Genomic DNA, 17,710 nt, shown 5'->3' with positions numbered 1-17,710 from the left:
TGCGCTTTGTGCAGCGCGGCCGCATATTGTTGCGGTGCGGTAGCGCTTCGCGTTACCGCTGCCCTCCTTGGGCGTTTCCTCCCTAGACTTGGGCCGCTTGTCATCACAAGCGGCCCTTTTTTTTGCGGCAGATGGTTTGGCGAGGCGGGGGCCCCGCCTGCAGGTCAAACCAGCACGCGGGCGGCTTATTATTCCGCGGCAGCCGGAAAAGGTCCGAGATCGTCGAGCGGCACGGTCGCCAGGACGTCGGCGAGGACTGCGAGGTCCGAGGCGACCTGCGCGAAGCGGGGTCCGCGTTCGCGCCGCCGCTCATCCATATAGATGGCGCGGTTGAGCTCGATCTGCACCGCGTGCAGGCCGCTGGCCGGATTGCCGTAATGCTCGGTGATGAACCCGCCGGCATAGGGCTTGTTGCGGCCGACGGAGTAGCCGAGCCGGCCCATCACATCCTCGATCAGGTCGGGCAGCAGCGGCGCACAACTGGTGCCGTAGCGGTCGCCGATCACCATGTCCGGCCGGCGCGGCTCATCGCGCGAAACGCCCACCGACGGCATCGAATGGCAATCGACGACGATGGCCGTGCCGAAATGCTGGTGCACGCGGTTGATCAGCCGTCGCAGCGCCCGATGATAGGGCTTGTAAAGGGTCTCGATCCGCTGCAGGGCGTCATCGACGCTGAGTCGGTCGCGATAGATCTCCTGACCGTCGCCGACCACGCGTGGGATGGTCCCGAGGCCTCCGGCCACCCGCATCGAGCGGGTGTTGGCAAAGCTCGGCAGCCGTCCAGCGAACATCCGCGGGTCGAGCTCATAGGGCTCGCGGTTCACATCGACGTAGCAGCGCGGGAAATGCACCCGCACCACCGGAAAGCCGCGGGCGACCAGATCCGCGATCAATTCGTCCATGAACGAATCTTCGGAGCGGCGCAATGTCGGCAGGTCGATCCGCGAGGTCCTCAGGAATTCGTCCGGATAGGCCGAGCCGGAGTGCGGCGAATTGAAGATGATCGGGGCCCGCCACATCGGCGGCTCCACGATCTCAAACGGCGGCAGTTCGCCAGTCAACTCCGTCATCCCTTAAGCGCCGTCTCTTGGAGCCGTCCCTTGGAGCAGTCCTTGATCATGTCACCGCCGCCGGACCTGCGCGGCCGACAGCCAGGCCTGGACAACGCGGACTCGCTCTTATGCGCAGACATTGTCGGTAATCCCAGCCGTTCTGCCAAGCCAAAAGCAAGGAAAAAGTTCAACGGCAGCTTGGAACAACTCCGAGATTGCGGCAAAACGTGTAGGCCGTGGACTCCACGATGCGGACGGCCCTGAAATTGCCTTGCCGATGTCGGATCAACGTTGGCAATCTTTCACCCGAAATTTACCGCAGCTCAGGCTTAGTGAGCCAAGCCGCTCCGTTTTCCACCGGGACCCCACGATCCTTCGCCATGCACAAGATTCTCCTCGCCGAAGACGATAACGACATGCGCCGCTTCTTGGTTAAGGCCTTGGAAAATGCCGGTTTCCAGGTCTCGCCGCATGACAACGGCATGTCGGCCTATCAGCGGCTGCGCGAGGAGCCGTTCGAGATGCTGCTCACCGACATCGTGATGCCGGAGATGGACGGCATCGAGCTCGCCCGCCGCGCCTCCGAGCTCGATCCCGACATCAAGATCATGTTCATCACCGGCTTTGCCGCGGTGGCGCTGAACTCCGATTCGGAGGCGCCGAAGAACGCCAAGGTGCTCTCCAAGCCGGTGCACCTCCGCGAGCTGGTGAGCGAAGTGAACAAGATGCTGGCGGCCTAGCCCGGAACTGGGGCCGCCCAAAACGGCGCTTATTTCCATTTTCGACACTCTGCGTCCTTGCCTGCCTGCGTGGGAGCCGATATAGGGACCCCCACCCGATTTGACGTTTCTGGTTCTAGGGCACGTAGCTCAGCGGGAGAGCACTACCTTGACATGGTAGGGGTCACAGGTTCGATCCCTGTCGTGCCCACCATCGGCAGCTTCTGCCGATGACCCAGCCTCGACCCATCCCATAGACTTCGAGATTGCTGACTTCGAGATCGCAGGCGCCGGTCGACGAGACGGCCGCTTGCGTTGCGCAGGCCTCCAGACAGGCGGCCTCGGCGCTGTCCTCGCGTCGCGACCGCGAAGAGGGCGCCGGGATGACACCTGCGCTGCGGCGCGTCGATGTTCGGCCGCGGATGGCCTGACGTCGCTGGCATGATCGGCGGGCATATTTAGCGGACATGATTGGCGGACACAGGCTCGCTATCTCGCGGCGCGCCTGGCGCGTCCGAACTGTGCTGAAGGACCGCCCTCGAAACACAGAGGGCACGGGGAATGCCGGGCGCTCGCCGCACCCATGGCCCGCCCTGCAACGAAAAAAGCAGGCGGCAGTCGGGGGCTTCGTGGATCGCAGAAGCAGACCTGGAATCCCGCATCGATCTTGAGGCGACTGTGCTGAGCCATTTTCGCTTCCTTGATCCCAAGTCAACGAACGACGCAATTCTTCGGGCAGGGTGATGATAGTGCGCGTGATCGCGAGGGGAAGCTGACCCGCTTCGGACAGGCCTATGGCTCATTTTCTCAAAAAAACATCCTTGTTCGTCGCTGGGACCGGGCCGGCCTTACTCTCTTGCGAGCGGCTGCGGTGCGGAGATCAAGTCGAGTACGTATTTCATGCCAGGGGGCTGATAGCCCTTGTCTCTCATTCGAGCGATAACAATGTTACGGAACGTCTCGTATTTCACGCCGCCCCCACGTCGGCCAACGAACAGCCGCAGAACATCGCGCCCCCGAAATGTTTTCTTCCAGCCTCCATCCTCTAAATCCTGCTGAAATCGATCTTGATGCATCTTGGTCAGGGCTTCCAGGGCGGCAGGGGAAAGGGCATTCTCAACCAGCCTTTGGATCCTATCTCGGGAGGCCTGTATCGCCTGCGAGAGTGCGTGGCCGGGATTTTCTGACTTGGGGTCGATTTTAGTGCTGATCGCTCCGATGATTTCGCGGTTCGCTGCATCGCTGGTGTCATGGGCAACTAAAGATGGAAGCGTTTCCCGTGCGCATTCGACAAGTTCTTTTTCGATCTCGCCGTCGGGAGGAACATCGCGCCCGCCAAGAAGATCATGCAAAGCGCTTTTGATGAACTCAGGCACGAGCAGGTAGTTTTCGATGTGGTAGACGTCCCACTCGAACTGGGTGGTCGTCGCCGCGGCGTCTTTGCCGGTATCTTTATCTGTAATCGAAAATACTCGCATGGGAGGAAGTCGATCTGCACTGACTAGTGATTGCAGCAGCGCGTGAAGACCTCGCACTCGGGCCTTGTTGGTTCCTGAAATCGCATTCACTTTCGCAAGCTGGTCCGGGAACAGCTCAGATGCCATCCTCAAGTCAAAGTCGCTATCTTCGCCTTCAAAGATGATTACTTTCGCTCCTGGATTATAGGCAGCCAAATCACCAACCATGTCGATGACTGCACGTTCGAGGTCTTGGTCGGCTTCGACTTTATGCGCCTGATCCCGTCCCGCCGGAGTGTGCGCACTCGGCGTCATGTGGAATACGGAGACGCCTAAGCGCCCAACGCTCTCCCTCAGGATGGCATCTGAATGTGTGATCAGCCAAACCTGATTATCCAGTTCTTTCGCTAGGTGTCGGTGATAGAAGTCAGACAGATTGCGTGTAAGGCGCGGGTTTAAATGTAGTTCAGGTTCGTCAAGCAAGATTACAGAGTGTTTCGGCGCAGACCTCCGCAAGCGAAGGTAGCCGTATAGGATTTCCTTCTCGCCCGAACTAAGGTCATCCAAATCGTGCGTTTCTCGTCCGGCGACTTTGACCGGGAAATGCAGGCTGCCGTCTAAAAGTGGTTGTGGTCCCAAAAACTCCTTCTCCGGGAAGAAGGTAGCGAACAGCTCTTTGAGCGTTTCAGTGAGCGAGCTTTGTGAAGCGAGCTTTGCTCCAGCTTTTTCAGCGAGTGCCTCGCGAACGTAGAGCGCTGCCATTTCGCTTTTTACGTTCATGTATTTCGCATTGTAGTTGTAGAGTGCGCTCTGCTTTCGCTGCTGTTCGATTGCTTCTAGGTTCACGTTGATGGCGTTGATTTGCTCTCGACCATACATGCGGTGCGCACCGTGGTAGTCGATGACACCGACGTGGTCAGGATCGAAATCGGTGAACATCAGCTCGAGAGTTTTCGACGGCGTGAACTGCGGAACTTCTCGGGGTTTGATAGTGAGAGTTGCCGAGACTGTCGGCCTGTCAATCTCGTTGGTAAACAATTCCAAGTCTTTCGCAACCGTTTGCTCTACCTCAGGCTGACGGCTTCTGTATTGAGCCGTAAAGGGGGCCGCGTCGAGGCTTTGCCAGCCGTATAGCTCCGGAACGAGCGTTCTCCAAACTTGCTTGGTGACCAGTTCTTTAGCTCGGGTCTTGAGATAATCCCGTTCCTCTTGATGAAGCGCTACTTCCATCTCCAATGCCAGCGGTTTTGCTGGATCGTTAAACATACGAGCGAAGGCTAGGGGGTCGTGCGTGAAGTTGATTTGAAACTCACCAAACCACTGATGAAACTCATTCGGCTGATAGCCTCCATAAACCGATTTCAAGAGCCGAATCGCATCTAGAATGCACGACTTTCCCGACCCGTTCTGGCCAGCGAGGACAACCATCTCTGTGAGATTACCAAGTACCGCAGACCTAACTCCGCGAAAGTTGTGAACGGCTACTTTTCTCAGCTTCACCACTAAACTCCGTGGAATGCAGACAGCATGGAGTAGTGCGATAATCGTTACGCGCAGCGGGTCATCTCGCGACATCGACATTGGGTTGTCCACTGGAATATATGCTCGTCGTGCGCCGTGTTTGGTCCCAAACTGGTCCCGATAGAATGGCTTTCCCGGCTACTTGCGGTGCGAGTTGCACGCTGCTAAGATGATCTAATCGATTGAAGATGTTGGATTATTTCGGGGCTGGCTCAGCAAAGTAGAGGCCGCCAACGCATTGACATGGTAGGGGTCACAGGTTCGATCCCTGTCGTGCCCACCATCGGCAGCTTCTGCCGATGACCCAGCCTCGACCCACCCCATAGACTTCGAGAATGCTGACTTCGAGATTGCAGTCTCTGGTCGGCGAGACAGCGCTTGCGTTGCGGCGGCCTCCAGACAGGCGGCGTCGGTGCGCTGTCATCACGTCGCGACCGCGAACAGGGCGCCGGGACGACACCTGCGCTGCGGTGCGTCGATGTTCGGCCGCGGATTGGCCTGAGGCTGCTGGCATGACTAGCGGCATGATTGGCGGACACGGGCTCGCTGTCTCGCGGCGCGACTGGCGCGTCCGAGCTGTGCTGAAGGACCGCCCTCGAAACACAGAGGGCACGGGGAATGCCGGGCGCTGGCCGCACCCATGGCCCGCCTGCAACAAAAAAGCAGGCGGCAGTCACCACGGGCTCAGCCGGAGACACCTGGCATTCCCCGCGCGATGGTTTTCACGGCTGCTTCGCGTTCTCCCCGGTGCGCCGGGCTTGTTGGCCACCGTGTGCGCCACGCGCTGACGCGCGTTGCGCGAGACCTTAGCGTCGGGAGGCCAGGACCGCGCGACTTGACCGTGCGCATCGCTGCTGTTCGTCGGCGTGAGGCAACCCACGCTGCAACATCGACACGCCCACCGCATCCCGCCTCAACGTTCGTGACGACCGCGAAGCGCCCCTCTTATCGAGACGGGACGGCGCTATACAATCACGATTTCGGAAAAAAAGAAACAGAAATCTTTCTGCTGGAAGGGCTGGACAGGGCGATGTGTTTGAATCGGCGCACGAAATGAGTTTTTCGGCGCATGCGGTTGGGGGCACCAATCATCCCGGCTTGCGCGCGACGAGCCGGCGCATGGCGCAACGACGCCGGCGATTTGCGCGGAAGCGATTTTCCCGTCGGGTCGCACGGGCTGATATCTGCGCTGGCGGCGCAGACGAGTTCTTGGCGCCCGGTTGTGACCCTCAGCCGAAGTCTTCGGCACGACCGAAGTCGAGCGCCATATGTGATTCATCAAAGTATCGATCGCCGTATTTTGAGGCTTTTGGCTCCCTGCCAAATTCCAGGAAACCGACGCTCTCATAGAGCCTCCGGGCCGCTTGGTTGTCGCTGACGACGGTCAGCTGAATCAGTTCGACTTGCCCGCGCGCGACGTCCAACAGCGCATTCACCAACAGCCGCGCGATCCCGAGCTGTCTCGCGCCTGGTCGAACGTACATGCCGAACAACCGGCCCTTGTGGACATTCTTCGGTCCTTGCTGGATAGCGAAGCCCACAGTCCCGACAAGCGCGCCGTGCTGAAACGCGCCCAGGACGTGTGTGTCCTCGAGCCGGCCCGCGAACAATGTCACGTCCAGGCTGTCCTCCAACTCGAACGTGCTCCCGATCAATTCCGGATTTGCTTTCAGCGCCTCCAAGCGGATGGCTTTGAAAGCCGCCGCATCGTCTGCCCTCAGGCGTCGGATTGTCGCGTCAGCGCTCATGGGCAGGCTCACCGTCGAACATCTTCTTCCTCGTACCTCTATTCGCCCGCTTCGAACGTTGCAGCGGATCCGGACGACGTCCGCTCCTCTATCTCAATTGGAGGCAAACGGCCGGAGGAGTTGAAGGGTGTTCTTGACCAAAAGCAGCCATGGGGGACGCCGCCGCAGCGTCTACTTGATCAAGTTGACGGCTTGCCGAAAATGCGGGTGATCCGCGGTCTGCAGCCACTCGAACACGACCATCTCAGTAGTGACGATCTCCGCGCCATGCCGCTCCATACGGCGGATAGCAACTTCCTTGTCCTCCGGGTGGCGAGACCCCAACGCATCTCGAGATATGAACGTTTTCCGCGAGGATTGCACCAGACCAAGCACGGTTTGCTGAACACACACATGGGATTCGCAGCCCGCGACAACGACGTGTGCGTCGGAGGGAACGCGGTCCAAGAATCCCTCTTCTCGGCAGGCGTCGAAGAATTGCTTGTGCACCAGAGCATCCTGCTCGACGGGGATTTCGGCAACTGTTGGCCCCAGTCCCTTGGCATTCTGCTCGGTGAACAGGCGCGGGATGCTAATCAGCTTAGCCGCCTCGATCAGGCGGTTGGCGTTGCGGACCGCGGTCTCGCTGTCGTGGATTGCCGGCATGAGCCGCGACTGAAAATCGACGATGAGCAGCAGCGAGCGTTTCGGGTCGATCGTCAGCATGCGCGTCACTCCTCCGCGAGATGGGCAATCTGATCTTTGACGTAGCGTTCCATGAGATCGGGCGCAGATGCACTGAACATTCGGATGCGGCCGGTGTGCAGCAGGAGTAGCAGGCCGGTGGCATGGGCGAAGCAGTCGACCATCAGTAGATTGGCCTTCTGCCTGGAGGCCCCGAGGTCTACGGCGGCTTCGGCGATCGGCCGCAGCGCGGATTCGAGCGCGGCATTGAGCGTCTCGTCGCGCTCGTGACCAAGTCCAGCCGGTTTCATTCCGCCGCGGAAGAGGTAGAAGCCGAGGTCCAGGTCGCGGGGGTTCTCCGCGTAAAAGCGGAAGAACGACATGGCAGCTGCCTTCAGCCGTTGGGCAGGCGACTTTGCTCGATCGACAGCCTGGTCGACGGCGCCTCCGAGAGAGGCAAGAGATCGCTTCAATACTTCGGCGTAGATCGCCTCCTTGGATTCGAAATGAAAGTACAATGCGGCTGGCGTGTATCCTGCCCGCACCGCGATGGCCCGGAGGCTTGCGCCCTCCAATCCTTCCTCCGCGAAAATCTGTTTTGCGGCGTCCAGAATGAGTTCCCGCTTGTGTCCGCTGACCGCCTCGCGGCGGCTCTGTCGTTTTTCGATCATAGATCCCCCTCGAATCCTGCTTGACACCAATTCTAACAGTGTTAAAAATTTTAACGGTGTTCAATTATTCAAACAAGAGGGAGTATCAGCCATGCTGATGTCTGGTGCCGACTACCGCGAATCCCTTCGTGCATACAAGCCGCGGGTCTTCGTGAACGGCAATGCCGTCGAAAGCGTTGCGGATGAACCTCTGCTCGCGCCGGGTGTTGCTGGCGTCGGCGTGACCTACGATTTCGCCCTCAAGCAGGAGCATGTGCCGATTATGACGGCGCGGCAGAGTACCTCCGGCAAGATCATCAATCGGATGCTCCATATCAACGAGACCTCTCAGGATCTGCTGTTCAAACTCGAGGCCGTCCGCTTGGTTTGTAAGACAGTCGGCTGCGCGCAGCGTTACCTGACGCACGATGCTCTCAATGGCATCTTCCAGTCTACGAAGCTGACGGACGATCGTCACGGCACCGACTACGGCCAGCGCTTCCTTGCCTATCTGCATGACATCCAGGAGAGGGATCTGACGCTCGGCGTGGCAATGACCGACGCCAAGGGCGACCGTTCGAAGCGTCCCAGTGCGCAAGTCAATCCGGACGTCTACGTCCACATCAAGGAACGCCGTCCGGATGGCATTGTCATCCGTGGCACCAAGGCCATCGTCACCGGCGCGCCCTACATGCACGAATTCCTGGTCATGCCCTGCCGGACCCACAACCCGGAGGACAAGGATTTCGCGGTGTGCTGCGCGGTACCTTGTGATGCTCCGGGCGTTACCATTATCTCCCGGCCGGCCGGGCGTCCCGGCGAGGCGTCCGCGAAGTTCTCGGCCAGGTACGGTCAGTCGGTCGGCGTCGTGATGTTCGACGACGTATTCGTGCCGCACGACCGCGTCTTCCTGTCCGGCGAGACGGAGGAAGGTGGCTTTCTCACCACGTCTTACGCCACCCACCACCGGCACTCTTGCATTGGTGCCCGCGCGGGATTCGGCGATCTTCTGATCGGCGCCGGCGCCCTGATGATCGAGGCCAACGGGCTCGACATAGAGCGGCACGCGCACATTCGCGAGGCCATGGTCGAACTCATCACCATCACGGAGAGCTTCTATGCTTGCGGCGTGGCCTCGTCCGTCTACTGCACGAAGGACCCCGCCGGATCGGTGATGCCTGACGCGGTGTTCTCCAATATCGGCAAATTGCTGCTCGCTACCAAGATCTACGACATGCACCGTGTGGCGCACTACGTGTCGGGTGGCCTGATCGTGGCGCTGCCGGGTCCGGAGGAGGACCACAATCCTGAGACCAAGGCATCGCTTGCTGCTGTCATGGGCGGCCGGCCTGACATCCCCGCTGACAAGCGGGCAGAGGTGGCCCGCTTCATCGAGGACCTGACCGTCTCGCACGAAGCCGGTTGGTATTCGGTCATTTCGCTACATGGCGGCGGCTCGCCTGAAGCGATGAAGCGCGAGATCTGGCGCAACTACCCGGTCGTGGAAAAGATCGAATTGGTCGAGGGTCTTCTCGACCGCAGTATCCTCGAAGACGGGCGTCGTGTCTCGAAGCAGCCTGGCCGCTGCTGCGTGACCGGCTGCCAGGTGCCTGAGCCTCCGCAAAAGGCTACGCTGCCAGCGCTCGAAGGAGCTGCTGAGTAGCGCCCCGCTTCGGCCGTCGTTCACCTAAATACAGTACACTGCGGGCGACCACATCGTCGCCCGCAGCTCCTGAGGTGCGTCATGAGCAGTCCCTATCGTGAAGTCTATGATCGCTGGAAGACGGATCCGCTTGGCTTCTGGAAGGTGGCGGCGTCCGATGTTGATTGGTTCTCGCCACCGACCGAAATCTACCGGCCGGACATCAAGCCTTACGGTCGTTGGTTTGTCGATGGTATGCAACACATGCCACGACGCGGTCGACCGTCACGTTGCCGATGGACGCGGCTAGTAAGCTCCCATCATCTACAATAGCGTCGTCACTGGCACGAAGCGTACGATTTCCTGCGCCGAGCTGTTGCGCGAGGTGCAGGCCTGCGCGCTGATTCTCGAAGACCTTGGCGTGAAGCAAAGCGACAGTGAACAGCGTTTGTAGCCTAATAAGTTGAGGTGTGGTGAGGATAGGAATATATGCGAAATTTGAACTTGCTTGCTGTGATTATATTATTGAGCGCGGCAGTTCTGCCCGCCAGTGCCGAGTCCGGTTGCTATCGGCTGGGAGAGACCGGTTATCATTTGGTATAGGTCCTGCTTCGGCCCCCACTGGTTCTATCCGCATCATCGATCCTGTCGGCGCGGCGTTTGCTGGCATCATTGAGCTCGTCTCGGCCACCGCGACGTGAGCGGCCGGTGGACCGCGCTCGGGATGTTTATCTCATCCTGGAGCGTAGTTTGATGATCAGGCGGTCGACAGCGAACGATCCGAAGCCTCGGTGTGCGCACTGGGTCGACCTCGACCAGGAAGCGCGGGCGACCCGCGAGGCCAGCAAGGCCGAGAAGGCGAGGACCTTCAAGGAATGTGCGCGGGCATAAGACCGCTGACCGTATCCACGGCCGAATAGAAACAATCATCGTAAGGAATGTCGACGACAACGACGTCGTTAGTTGACCAAAATTGCATCTTGTCGCGGCTGTTCCACAGCCTGCTGGGTCATCGAGAGATCCCTGAGCCAGGTCTCACCTCGGAACTTGCAGTACTGTTCCGCCCGCAGCCGATCCGCCAAGCGTCCCGCCGGAAGCACGACATCGTCATATGTAATCACGGTGTCCTTGGTAATGCTCCGCTTCAACCGACATCCCCGCACCAGACCCTCCGGCAAATAACGACCAGCGCTCATCTCGTCAGCGTTTACGGCTTCCCCGTACGTCATGTACATGCCGTAATCGTCGAGCATTTCGCCAGCCCTGAGATCCTGCTTGGCGACGGCGCAGACTTCGACCACCGGACCCCCGAGCGGCCTGGTTGTGGGATCACGAAACAGCACCGCGCGCGCAATCGCGTTCGGCGCTTCAAAATGCACGAGGTGATAGGGAATGAAGAACGAATAGAGTGGCCCCGGTCCCATTTTATAGAGGTTTAGATAATGCTGCTGCCTGGGGTCGGGATGCTCGGCCAGGCAATACACCTTCGTCAGCGGCGTGCCCACCACGTAGTCGATAGCGCCGCCAAGGCTGCGCAATTCCTCGACATCATACAATTCGCCGATCTTGAGAACATCCCCTTCGTACTTCAGGCCGCGCGACATGCCGCGCGCGCGCACCTTGAAGCCCGTCGCATTGGCAACGACGCTCTGCTCGAAGCTGATCTTGGTGCCGTCGGCAAAGCTGGTCACCATTGCGGCGTTCTGCCCCCAGCGCTCGGCAAACGCCTGTTGCGTGGTGGGAGTGCGATAGGGGTCCTGCAGGCCCTTCACATTCCCCATCAGGCGCGGCGTAAGTCCGAGACCTTTGACCCAGCGGTAAAGGTTCATCTGCACGCCGGGCTCATCGCCCTCACAGCCGGTCAGGATCACCCCATGCTGGTCGGCATAGGTCTGAAGGATGGGGCCGATGGTGCCATCGAGCTCGGCATTCATCAGCACGACGTCCTTCCCATGCCTGAAGGCCTCAAGCACGACATGGGCACCGTACTCGACGGAACCCGTGACGTCGACGAGCACGTCGACATACGGCGAGCGCGCGAGCAGCATCGGATCTGAGGTTGCCACGGGCCGCGCGCGCGTCGCGGCATTGTCGAACTTCAGCTGCGCGTCGGCCACGACAATGTCCTCGCAGCCGGCATATTTGAGCACCTCGACGGCTCTCTCGGGACGCCGGTTCGATAAGCCGACGATACGCATACCTGGCACGCTGTTGATAATCTGATTGGTAAGGCCCTGGCTCATGAAGCCGGCGCCGACGATGCCGACGCGGATCGGCCGATTCTGATCTGCGCGCGCCTTCAGCGCCGTATCGACGATCCACATATCCGTTCTCCGCCGCCACACACCTCACCCGCAATCGAAAGCCTTCATCGGCAAATCGTCATGCAGCTGCAGCGATATCGAGAGACATCCTGCGCTTCAGGTCGTCTTCGACGTCATGCAACGGGCGAAACGCCCGATCTTTCGAGGAGATCACCGAAACCGGCAGGGGCCATGTGAGACCTAACCGCGGGTCGTCGTGCAGGAGCCCGCCCTCGGCGCTGGGAGTATAGAACTCGCCGACTTGGTAGCTCGTGTCCGTATCGTCGCGCAGCACTTGATAGCCGTGCGCAAAACGCTCCGGCACGTATAGCGCTGTCATGTTGCCCTCGTTGAGCTCGGCGAAGATGTGCTCGAGATAGGTCGGGCTCTCGGGCCGCAAGTCAACGATAATGTCGAAAATGGCTCCGCGCGTGCATCGCACCAGTTTGCTCTCGGCAGCCGGCGGATACTGGAAATGCATGCCGCGTAGTGTGCCCTTCTTCGTATTCGAAGCGATGTTGGCCTGCGCGATCACAGGCCTTAGCCCATGATCGCGGAATTCGTTCTGGCAGAAGGCGCGCGAGAAGAACCCCCGTTCGTCCACCTTGCGGTCGAGATCGATGATGAAGGCGCCTTTGAGCTTGGTCTCGGTAAAGATCATTATTCGCCCTCGGCTTAACCATTGACAACAGCAAGCTCGTGATCGGCTTCACGTTCGGCCGCCGGCCGACGCCGCAGATCGTCGGCGATAACGCCATCGGCAACCAATTTCCGGATCTGACCTATGCGCTGGTAACGTGACCCCTCGAACTCCTCGAGCGTCAGCCTCGATTGTCGGAAAGTGTCGTAGAGCTGCGCGGCGCCCCGTCGTGCATCCCATTGCGGCTTGAAGCCGGGCAGGACCCGCGCGATCTTGTCAAAGTTGACACGGTAAGAGCGCGTGTCCGGGCTTGCGTCCGGAGCGAATTGAAGCTTGCAGCCGGGAACGGTGTCGGCGACGATCGCAGCAATATCGCGAATGCGGTAATTGTGTGCGGTCTGGCCGACATTGAACGCTTGATTGATGACCAGGTTCGCCGGCGCCTCCAGCGCTGCCACGAAAGCGCGCGAAATGTCTTCGATATGGACGATCGGCCGCCAGGGCGTTCCATCCGACTTCAAATAGATCAGACCCTTGGTGACCGCCCATGCCACCAAATTGTTGAGCACGATGTCGAACCGGATGCGTGGCGAGACGCCGTAGGCGGTTGCCGGACGCAGGTAGACAGGGCAGAACTCGTCATCGGCGAGCGGAGCGATATCGCGCTCCGACAGAACCTTGGATTCGCCATATGCGGTGACCGGGTTCAGCGCCCCGGTTTCATCGAGCATGGCCTCGCCGGCCTGCCCATAATTGCTGCACGACGACGTCATCAAGAACCGCCCGACACCCGCCTCCTTGGCGAGTACGGCGAGACGAACGCTGGCACGGTGATTTATCTCGTATGTCAGCTTGCGACGAAAAGTTCCCAGTGGGTCGTTCGACAAAGCGGCCAGATGGATAATGGCGTCGAGCCCTTCGAGATCATTGCGCACGACATCGCGGATATCTTTGCGGATAGTCGGCACCTTCGAGATGCTGCCCCCCGCCTCGAATGTACAATTCTCATAAAGATCGCTGTCGAGTCCGATCACGTCGTGGCCGGACGCCAGTAGCTTCGGGACCATAGCGGTCCCGATATAACCCAAATGTCCTGTGACCATTACACGCATGAGCCACCATCCTGTTCACTGCAGCACGAGCTTGCGCATGTAGAATGCTTCCGCGAATCCGTCCGGCGCCCGGCATTCCGCGCCCCGCAGGCGCGCCAAGCCAAGAAATGTTTGTGCGTCGAACCAGTCCTTGGAGCCTTGCGTTCCGAAATGCTCGCAGAGCAACTTCGCCTTGCGCTCGATGAGCGCCCCGCTGGCCGGAATGAAGATGTTCGGCTGGCCCAGGTCCCCGTCCCATTTCGGGATCTCGTATTCCAGGATCACATGGTCGCGAAACGTGTTCCACGTCAGCATCGACACTTCGCGATGATCCTGATGTGCGTCATTGCGCGAATGGCACAGGATCACATCGGGCGACACGCGTCGTTTCAGCCCCTCGAACCAAGTCTTGATCTCGGCTCCCTGGTACGGGAAAAACCCGTCCTTGAACTCGGCCACCTCGATGACCGATTGGGCGGCACCGGCCAGAAATGCCTTGGCCGATGCAAGCGCCTCGCTGGCACGTAGACGGCTGGCGCTGAGCACCGCCCAATGCACGTCCAACCGCACGCCGCGCTCGATCCAGCCGAGGACCGTTGCACCCGCGCCGATCTCGATGTCGTCCGAATGAGCTCCGATACAAAGGACGGACAGGCGCTCGCCCGAACCCGCAAGCTCGACGAGTTTCATCCTATCTTCCTTTTTGCATCAGCTGCGGCAGTGCGCGAAGCCAAGTCCCAATAGCGGAGCCAAGGCATCTTGCCTTTCTCGACGAGGTCCTCAAGGACCTGCTTGTCCTTCAGCGTATCCATCGGTCGCCAAAAGCCTTCGTGCCGGAACGCCATGAGCTGGTCGGCGTCAATCAGGCGTCGAAATGGAGCCTCGACGAGTTCTTCGCCGTCACGCATGTAGTTGAATATTTCCTTGCGGAAAATGAAGAACCCCCCATTGATCCAGAGATTGGCATCCTGGCTGGCTCGGATGCGCTCGACCTTCCCGCTTGGCTGCACGTCGACCAGGTGCAGACTGAACGACGGGCGCACCGCAATGAAGCAGGCCACCTTTCCGCTTGCGCGAAACTCCTTGGTCATCTCGGTGAGATCGAGGTCGGAGAGACCGTCGCTGTAGTTGGCAAGGAACATATCCTCGCCCGCGAGATGCTCCCGGACGGCCCACAGCCGTTCGCCTATATTGCGCCACATGCCCGTATCGATCATGGCGATGCGCCAGTCCTGCTGCCGGTCGCCAAGGATCTCGACCTGATTCCCGAAACCCGTGACGACGCAGTCGGCGTAGGTCTGCGGCTTGTAGTTCAGGAAATATTCCTTGATGACGTTTGCCTTGTAGCCAAGGCACAGGATGAAGTCGTTATGACCGAATTGGCCGTAGTAGTGCATCAGATGCCAAAGGATCGGTTTATCCCCGATCGGAATCATTGGCTTGGGAATGCTTTCGGACACGTCCCGAATACGCGTGCCGAGACCGCCACAGAATAGAACTGTCTTCATCTCCACGGCCTTTGTTTTGTTTGTCTATCGGTTTTCGGATCGGCCTCCAATTGAACGTCATGTCCCAGCGTGAATTTGCAGCACGCGGTCGTCCTTGTCTCGCCGGAACACGCAAACTTGCTGGCTTCTGAAACTCGGACCCCCGTTAATGTCGTCCCATTCTTCAACTGAGCTTCAACCGAGCCGACGCAGGATAAAGACGCAGGATAGGGGTGAAGCCTGTTGGTGAGAGCGCACAGAGTCAACGACACGTATGGAGTACCCCTTGGAGGGCTTCAAATCCTGCCGAGGGAAATGACGGGGCCGTGGCGATTTATCCTGAAGTAGCCCATTTGCCGCGCAGGCCTCGTCAAAAAGCGCTGCCCGCGGCCGTCTCCAATCAGATATTGGATCGACGATGAACACACCTCTCAAGTTCGATCAGGATAAGCGGCCCGATTTCCAGTTCGAGCGCTCGGACCATCGAGCCCACTATGACGATTTGGCCGCCCAAGCACTGGCGTCGATTGCACGGCACAAGGGGCTGATCATATCGATGGTCGCGTTCGTGCTCGCGCTCGCGTGCGTCATCATACCGATATTGCCGCGAAAGTACTCGGCGGAAGGCCTCATCTATCCAAATCTGTTCTCGCGCGAGCAAGGAAAACGTGACCAGGAAAAAGTGGTGGCTTTGGCAAGCGTCGACGCCGCGGCCATTGTCACCGGCGAGGCACGTCTGATCCGTTCCGACGCATTTCTGCGCGCCGTCGCAAAGCGTCTCGGACCTGAGGCGACGAAGTCACGCTCATGGACGACGCAGAATCTGGATTGGGTTCGGGCCACGCTGCTGCCGGAAACCCGTAACCATTCGCCATTTGACCGCAGGGTTGCGCTGCTGCGCAACAAGGTCGCCGTGATGAATGATACGCGATCATACCTCATCTCGATTTCGTTCACGGCCGCGTCCCCTGACGAAGCTGCACGGGTGGTCAACGCCTTCCTGATCCAGTACCTCCGCGACAAGGCGATCCAGCGCGGGCTGGATCGGGTGGCCGGTGCCGACGCTGAGCTGCAGCAGCAACTGGCGGTCTATGGCGACAAGCATCCGAAGGCTTTGCATGCCGCGGCGGAACTTGATGCCGCGCGGGCCGCACTAGAGACGATGTTGAAGCCGCAAGAGGGTGATCAGAGCGAAATCGCCGGCGACCAAAGCGTCAGGCTGGCTGTGCCAAATCAAACACCGACAAGTCCCAACGGGTTTGCGATCCTTGGACTGTCGTTTTTCTCGGCCTTGCTGGCTGGCATTGCTTTGGCCATTCGACTCGACCGCAGGGAAGCTAGACGCACGACGGTCGTCTACCAGACGCAACCACAATAGCGCGGCCGTACTGATCCCGCGCGAGAGAGACTATCGACAGCATTCGATGGGCGCCACCAAACTTCTCATCGAGAGAGCATCATGGACGCTCGTGGACCAGGGCGTGGTGAGCCTCGGCAATTTTCTGCTCAACGTGCTGCTCGCGCGCACGCTCAGCCAAGAGGAATACGGGGAATTCGCACTGTTCCTCGGCGCCATCTTCATCCTGCGAAACATTGATTACTCGCTCATCTCCTATCCGCTGTCGGTACGCCTCTGTGTTGCCAGCGACGGGGAGCGCGGCCAGCCTGCTGGGGAAACACGTNTCTTGCTCGCCGCCACTCTGGCGGCCGTGCTGGTCGTAGTCATGGCGCTNGGAACCACGCTGCTAAAAGTCGACAATATCGTGTTGCCCGCTTGCCTCTGCTATTTGTGCTGGCAGGCGCAAGAGACATCGCGGCGATGCCTGCTCGCCGATTTCCTCTATCGCGCCGCGGTAGCAGGAGACGGTATCGCCTTTGTTGGTCAGTCCGTGTTGATCGGGCTGCTGGCTTGGCTCGATGCCATCACCCTTCCAGTGACGCTCTACATTATGTCGTTGACCTTCGGTGCCGGCGCCATCGTGCATGCGTCGAAGCTGCGAATTGCTTGGCCGGATGTTGCTGAAGCCCGGCGGTTGGCGCGCGACTATCTTTCGGTCGGCAAGTGGTCTCTCATCAATTACTGGCTGGTGCTTGCCCGCTTTCAGCTCTTTCCCTGGGTGCTGGCCGCCGTTGCAGGCACCGCGGCCACCGCATCGCTTCAAGCCGGCCTGAACATCGCCAACATGATGAACCCAATCATCATGGGGATAGGCAATGCCATACCGCAAGTTGCCGCCCACGCGTACCGGATTGGAGGCGCGATCGGCGCCTCGCGCGCAGCCCTTGGCTACGTCCTCTTCGGCTTGGGGCCGATGCTGCTCATTTCTGCCGTGGCCGTTCTTATGCCGGAGCTGCTTCTGCGGATGGCCTATGGTCCGTCATCGCCGTATCTTGCCGTAGCCTCAGCCTTGCAACTCCTCGCCGTTGCCGGTGTGCTCGACTACGTCGCGGAAATGATCAGCAAGACGCTGCTCGGCGTTGAAGCCGGCAAGCTCGCCTCCTTGGTCAATGTCCTGGCCGTCGGTGCCGCTGCGGTGCTAGCCCTTGTGTTCATCGGCCAGCTCGGCGTGTTCGGGGCATGCCTCGCTCTCTTGATCGCCAATCTGGTGCGTGCGACCGGAGCCGTGATCGCAATCGTCTGGCTGATCGCCGACGAAAGATCACGTGCGCCGTCGCACTCAGCCGTGGCGGTCAGTCCAGCTCCGATCGACAAGTCTCTCGGTGCTCCCGTAGA

Annotated in this window: 14 protein-coding genes, 1 tRNA gene and 1 pseudogene; 5 read left to right on the top strand and 11 right to left on the bottom strand. The window is 59.7% G+C overall.

The genetic code is table 11. The annotated features are described in order from the left end of the window. Positions 1–188: 188 nt before the first annotated feature. Positions 189–1,073 carry an N-formylglutamate amidohydrolase gene (locus tag BRAS3843_RS07260; protein WP_008968147.1) on the bottom strand — a complete coding sequence of 295 codons (885 nt, stop codon included), beginning with the start codon at positions 1,071–1,073 and terminating at the stop codon, positions 189–191. 362 nt (positions 1,074–1,435) lie between these two features. Here BRAS3843_RS07260 and BRAS3843_RS07255 point away from each other — a divergent pair, with 362 nt between their 5' ends. Together BRAS3843_RS07255 and BRAS3843_RS07250 are read left to right on the top strand one after the other, a co-directional pair. Beyond that, positions 1,436–1,795, top strand: a complete 360-nt coding sequence (locus BRAS3843_RS07255; RefSeq protein WP_006610087.1) for a response regulator — start codon at positions 1,436–1,438, stop codon at positions 1,793–1,795. Positions 1,796–1,913: 118 nt separating this feature from the next. Next, a tRNA-Val gene (locus BRAS3843_RS07250) sits at positions 1,914–1,988 on the top strand. A 407-nt stretch (positions 1,989–2,395) separates the two neighbouring features. On the opposite strand, the pseudogene BRAS3843_RS40580 reads toward BRAS3843_RS07250, so the two are convergent. Continuing rightward, a pseudogene (locus BRAS3843_RS40580) lies at positions 2,396–2,537 on the bottom strand (IS30 family transposase); the annotation flags it as partial. An 85-nt stretch (positions 2,538–2,622) separates the two neighbouring features. Next, positions 2,623–4,806, bottom strand: coding sequence for an ATP-binding protein (locus BRAS3843_RS07245; RefSeq protein ID WP_244425148.1), 2,184 nt, complete (start codon positions 4,804–4,806; stop codon positions 2,623–2,625). A gap of 781 nt (positions 4,807–5,587) precedes the next feature. On the opposite strand from BRAS3843_RS07245, the gene BRAS3843_RS41370 reads away from it, so the two are divergent. Then, entirely contained in the window at positions 5,588–5,809 is a 222-nt protein-coding gene (locus BRAS3843_RS41370; RefSeq protein ID WP_175361090.1) for a hypothetical protein, read from the top strand. Positions 5,810–5,981: 172 nt separating this feature from the next. Here BRAS3843_RS41370 and BRAS3843_RS07240 read toward each other — a convergent pair whose 3' ends face one another. The 3 genes from BRAS3843_RS07240 to BRAS3843_RS07230 all read right to left on the bottom strand — a co-directional run bounded on the left by BRAS3843_RS07240 (position 5,982) and on the right by BRAS3843_RS07230 (position 7,834). Beyond that, the gene (locus tag BRAS3843_RS07240) at positions 5,982–6,500 is read right to left on the bottom strand and encodes a GNAT family N-acetyltransferase (RefSeq protein ID WP_008968145.1); all 519 of its coding nucleotides are present in this window, start codon (positions 6,498–6,500) and stop codon (positions 5,982–5,984) included. Between the two features lie 171 nt (positions 6,501–6,671). After that, positions 6,672–7,205, bottom strand: coding sequence for an isochorismatase family protein (locus BRAS3843_RS07235; RefSeq protein WP_008968144.1), 534 nt, complete (start codon positions 7,203–7,205; stop codon positions 6,672–6,674). A 5-nt stretch (positions 7,206–7,210) separates the two neighbouring features. Next, complete coding sequence (locus BRAS3843_RS07230) at positions 7,211–7,834, bottom strand: TetR/AcrR family transcriptional regulator (protein ID WP_008968143.1); 624 nt, start codon at positions 7,832–7,834, stop codon at positions 7,211–7,213. A 97-nt stretch (positions 7,835–7,931) separates the two neighbouring features. On the opposite strand from BRAS3843_RS07230, the gene BRAS3843_RS07225 reads away from it, so the two are divergent. Beyond that, on the top strand, positions 7,932–9,476 hold the full coding sequence (locus BRAS3843_RS07225) for a 4-hydroxyphenylacetate 3-hydroxylase N-terminal domain-containing protein (protein WP_244425146.1): 1,545 nt from the start codon (positions 7,932–7,934) through the stop codon (positions 9,474–9,476). A 938-nt stretch (positions 9,477–10,414) separates the two neighbouring features. Here the strand turns inward: BRAS3843_RS07225 and BRAS3843_RS07215 are convergent. From BRAS3843_RS07215 to BRAS3843_RS07195, 5 genes are read right to left on the bottom strand one after another with little or no spacing between them, the layout of a single operon-like run. Then, positions 10,415–11,779, bottom strand: coding sequence for a Gfo/Idh/MocA family oxidoreductase (locus tag BRAS3843_RS07215; protein WP_008968139.1), 1,365 nt, complete (start codon positions 11,777–11,779; stop codon positions 10,415–10,417). 58 nt (positions 11,780–11,837) lie between these two features. Continuing rightward, the gene (gene rfbC / locus BRAS3843_RS07210) at positions 11,838–12,419 is read right to left on the bottom strand and encodes a dTDP-4-dehydrorhamnose 3,5-epimerase (RefSeq protein WP_008968138.1); all 582 of its coding nucleotides are present in this window, start codon (positions 12,417–12,419) and stop codon (positions 11,838–11,840) included. Positions 12,420–12,433: 14 nt separating this feature from the next. Beyond that, the gene (locus tag BRAS3843_RS07205; protein WP_035981016.1) at positions 12,434–13,510 is read right to left on the bottom strand and encodes an NAD(P)-dependent oxidoreductase; all 1,077 of its coding nucleotides are present in this window, start codon (positions 13,508–13,510) and stop codon (positions 12,434–12,436) included. Between the two features lie 15 nt (positions 13,511–13,525). Then, positions 13,526–14,179: a PIG-L deacetylase family protein gene (locus BRAS3843_RS07200; RefSeq protein WP_008968136.1), complete on the bottom strand. Its 654-nt coding sequence runs from the start codon at positions 14,177–14,179 to the stop codon at positions 13,526–13,528. Beyond that, entirely contained in the window at positions 14,176–14,997 is an 822-nt protein-coding gene (locus tag BRAS3843_RS07195; RefSeq protein ID WP_008968135.1) for a sugar phosphate nucleotidyltransferase, read from the bottom strand. Before BRAS3843_RS07195 ends, BRAS3843_RS07200 begins: the two co-directional genes overlap by 4 nt. A 397-nt stretch (positions 14,998–15,394) precedes the next feature. On the opposite strand from BRAS3843_RS07195, the gene BRAS3843_RS07190 reads away from it, so the two are divergent. Further along, on the top strand, positions 15,395–16,354 hold the full coding sequence (locus BRAS3843_RS07190; RefSeq protein ID WP_008968134.1) for a hypothetical protein: 960 nt from the start codon (positions 15,395–15,397) through the stop codon (positions 16,352–16,354). Positions 16,355–17,710 lie beyond the last annotated feature (1,356 nt).

The sequence above is a fragment of the Bradyrhizobium sp. STM 3843 genome (assembly GCF_000239815.1).
Taxonomy (GTDB): Bacteria; Pseudomonadota; Alphaproteobacteria; order Rhizobiales; family Xanthobacteraceae; genus Bradyrhizobium.
The sequence above is the reverse complement of the archived record's forward strand: the minus strand, read 5'-3'. Positions and strand labels throughout refer to the sequence as shown.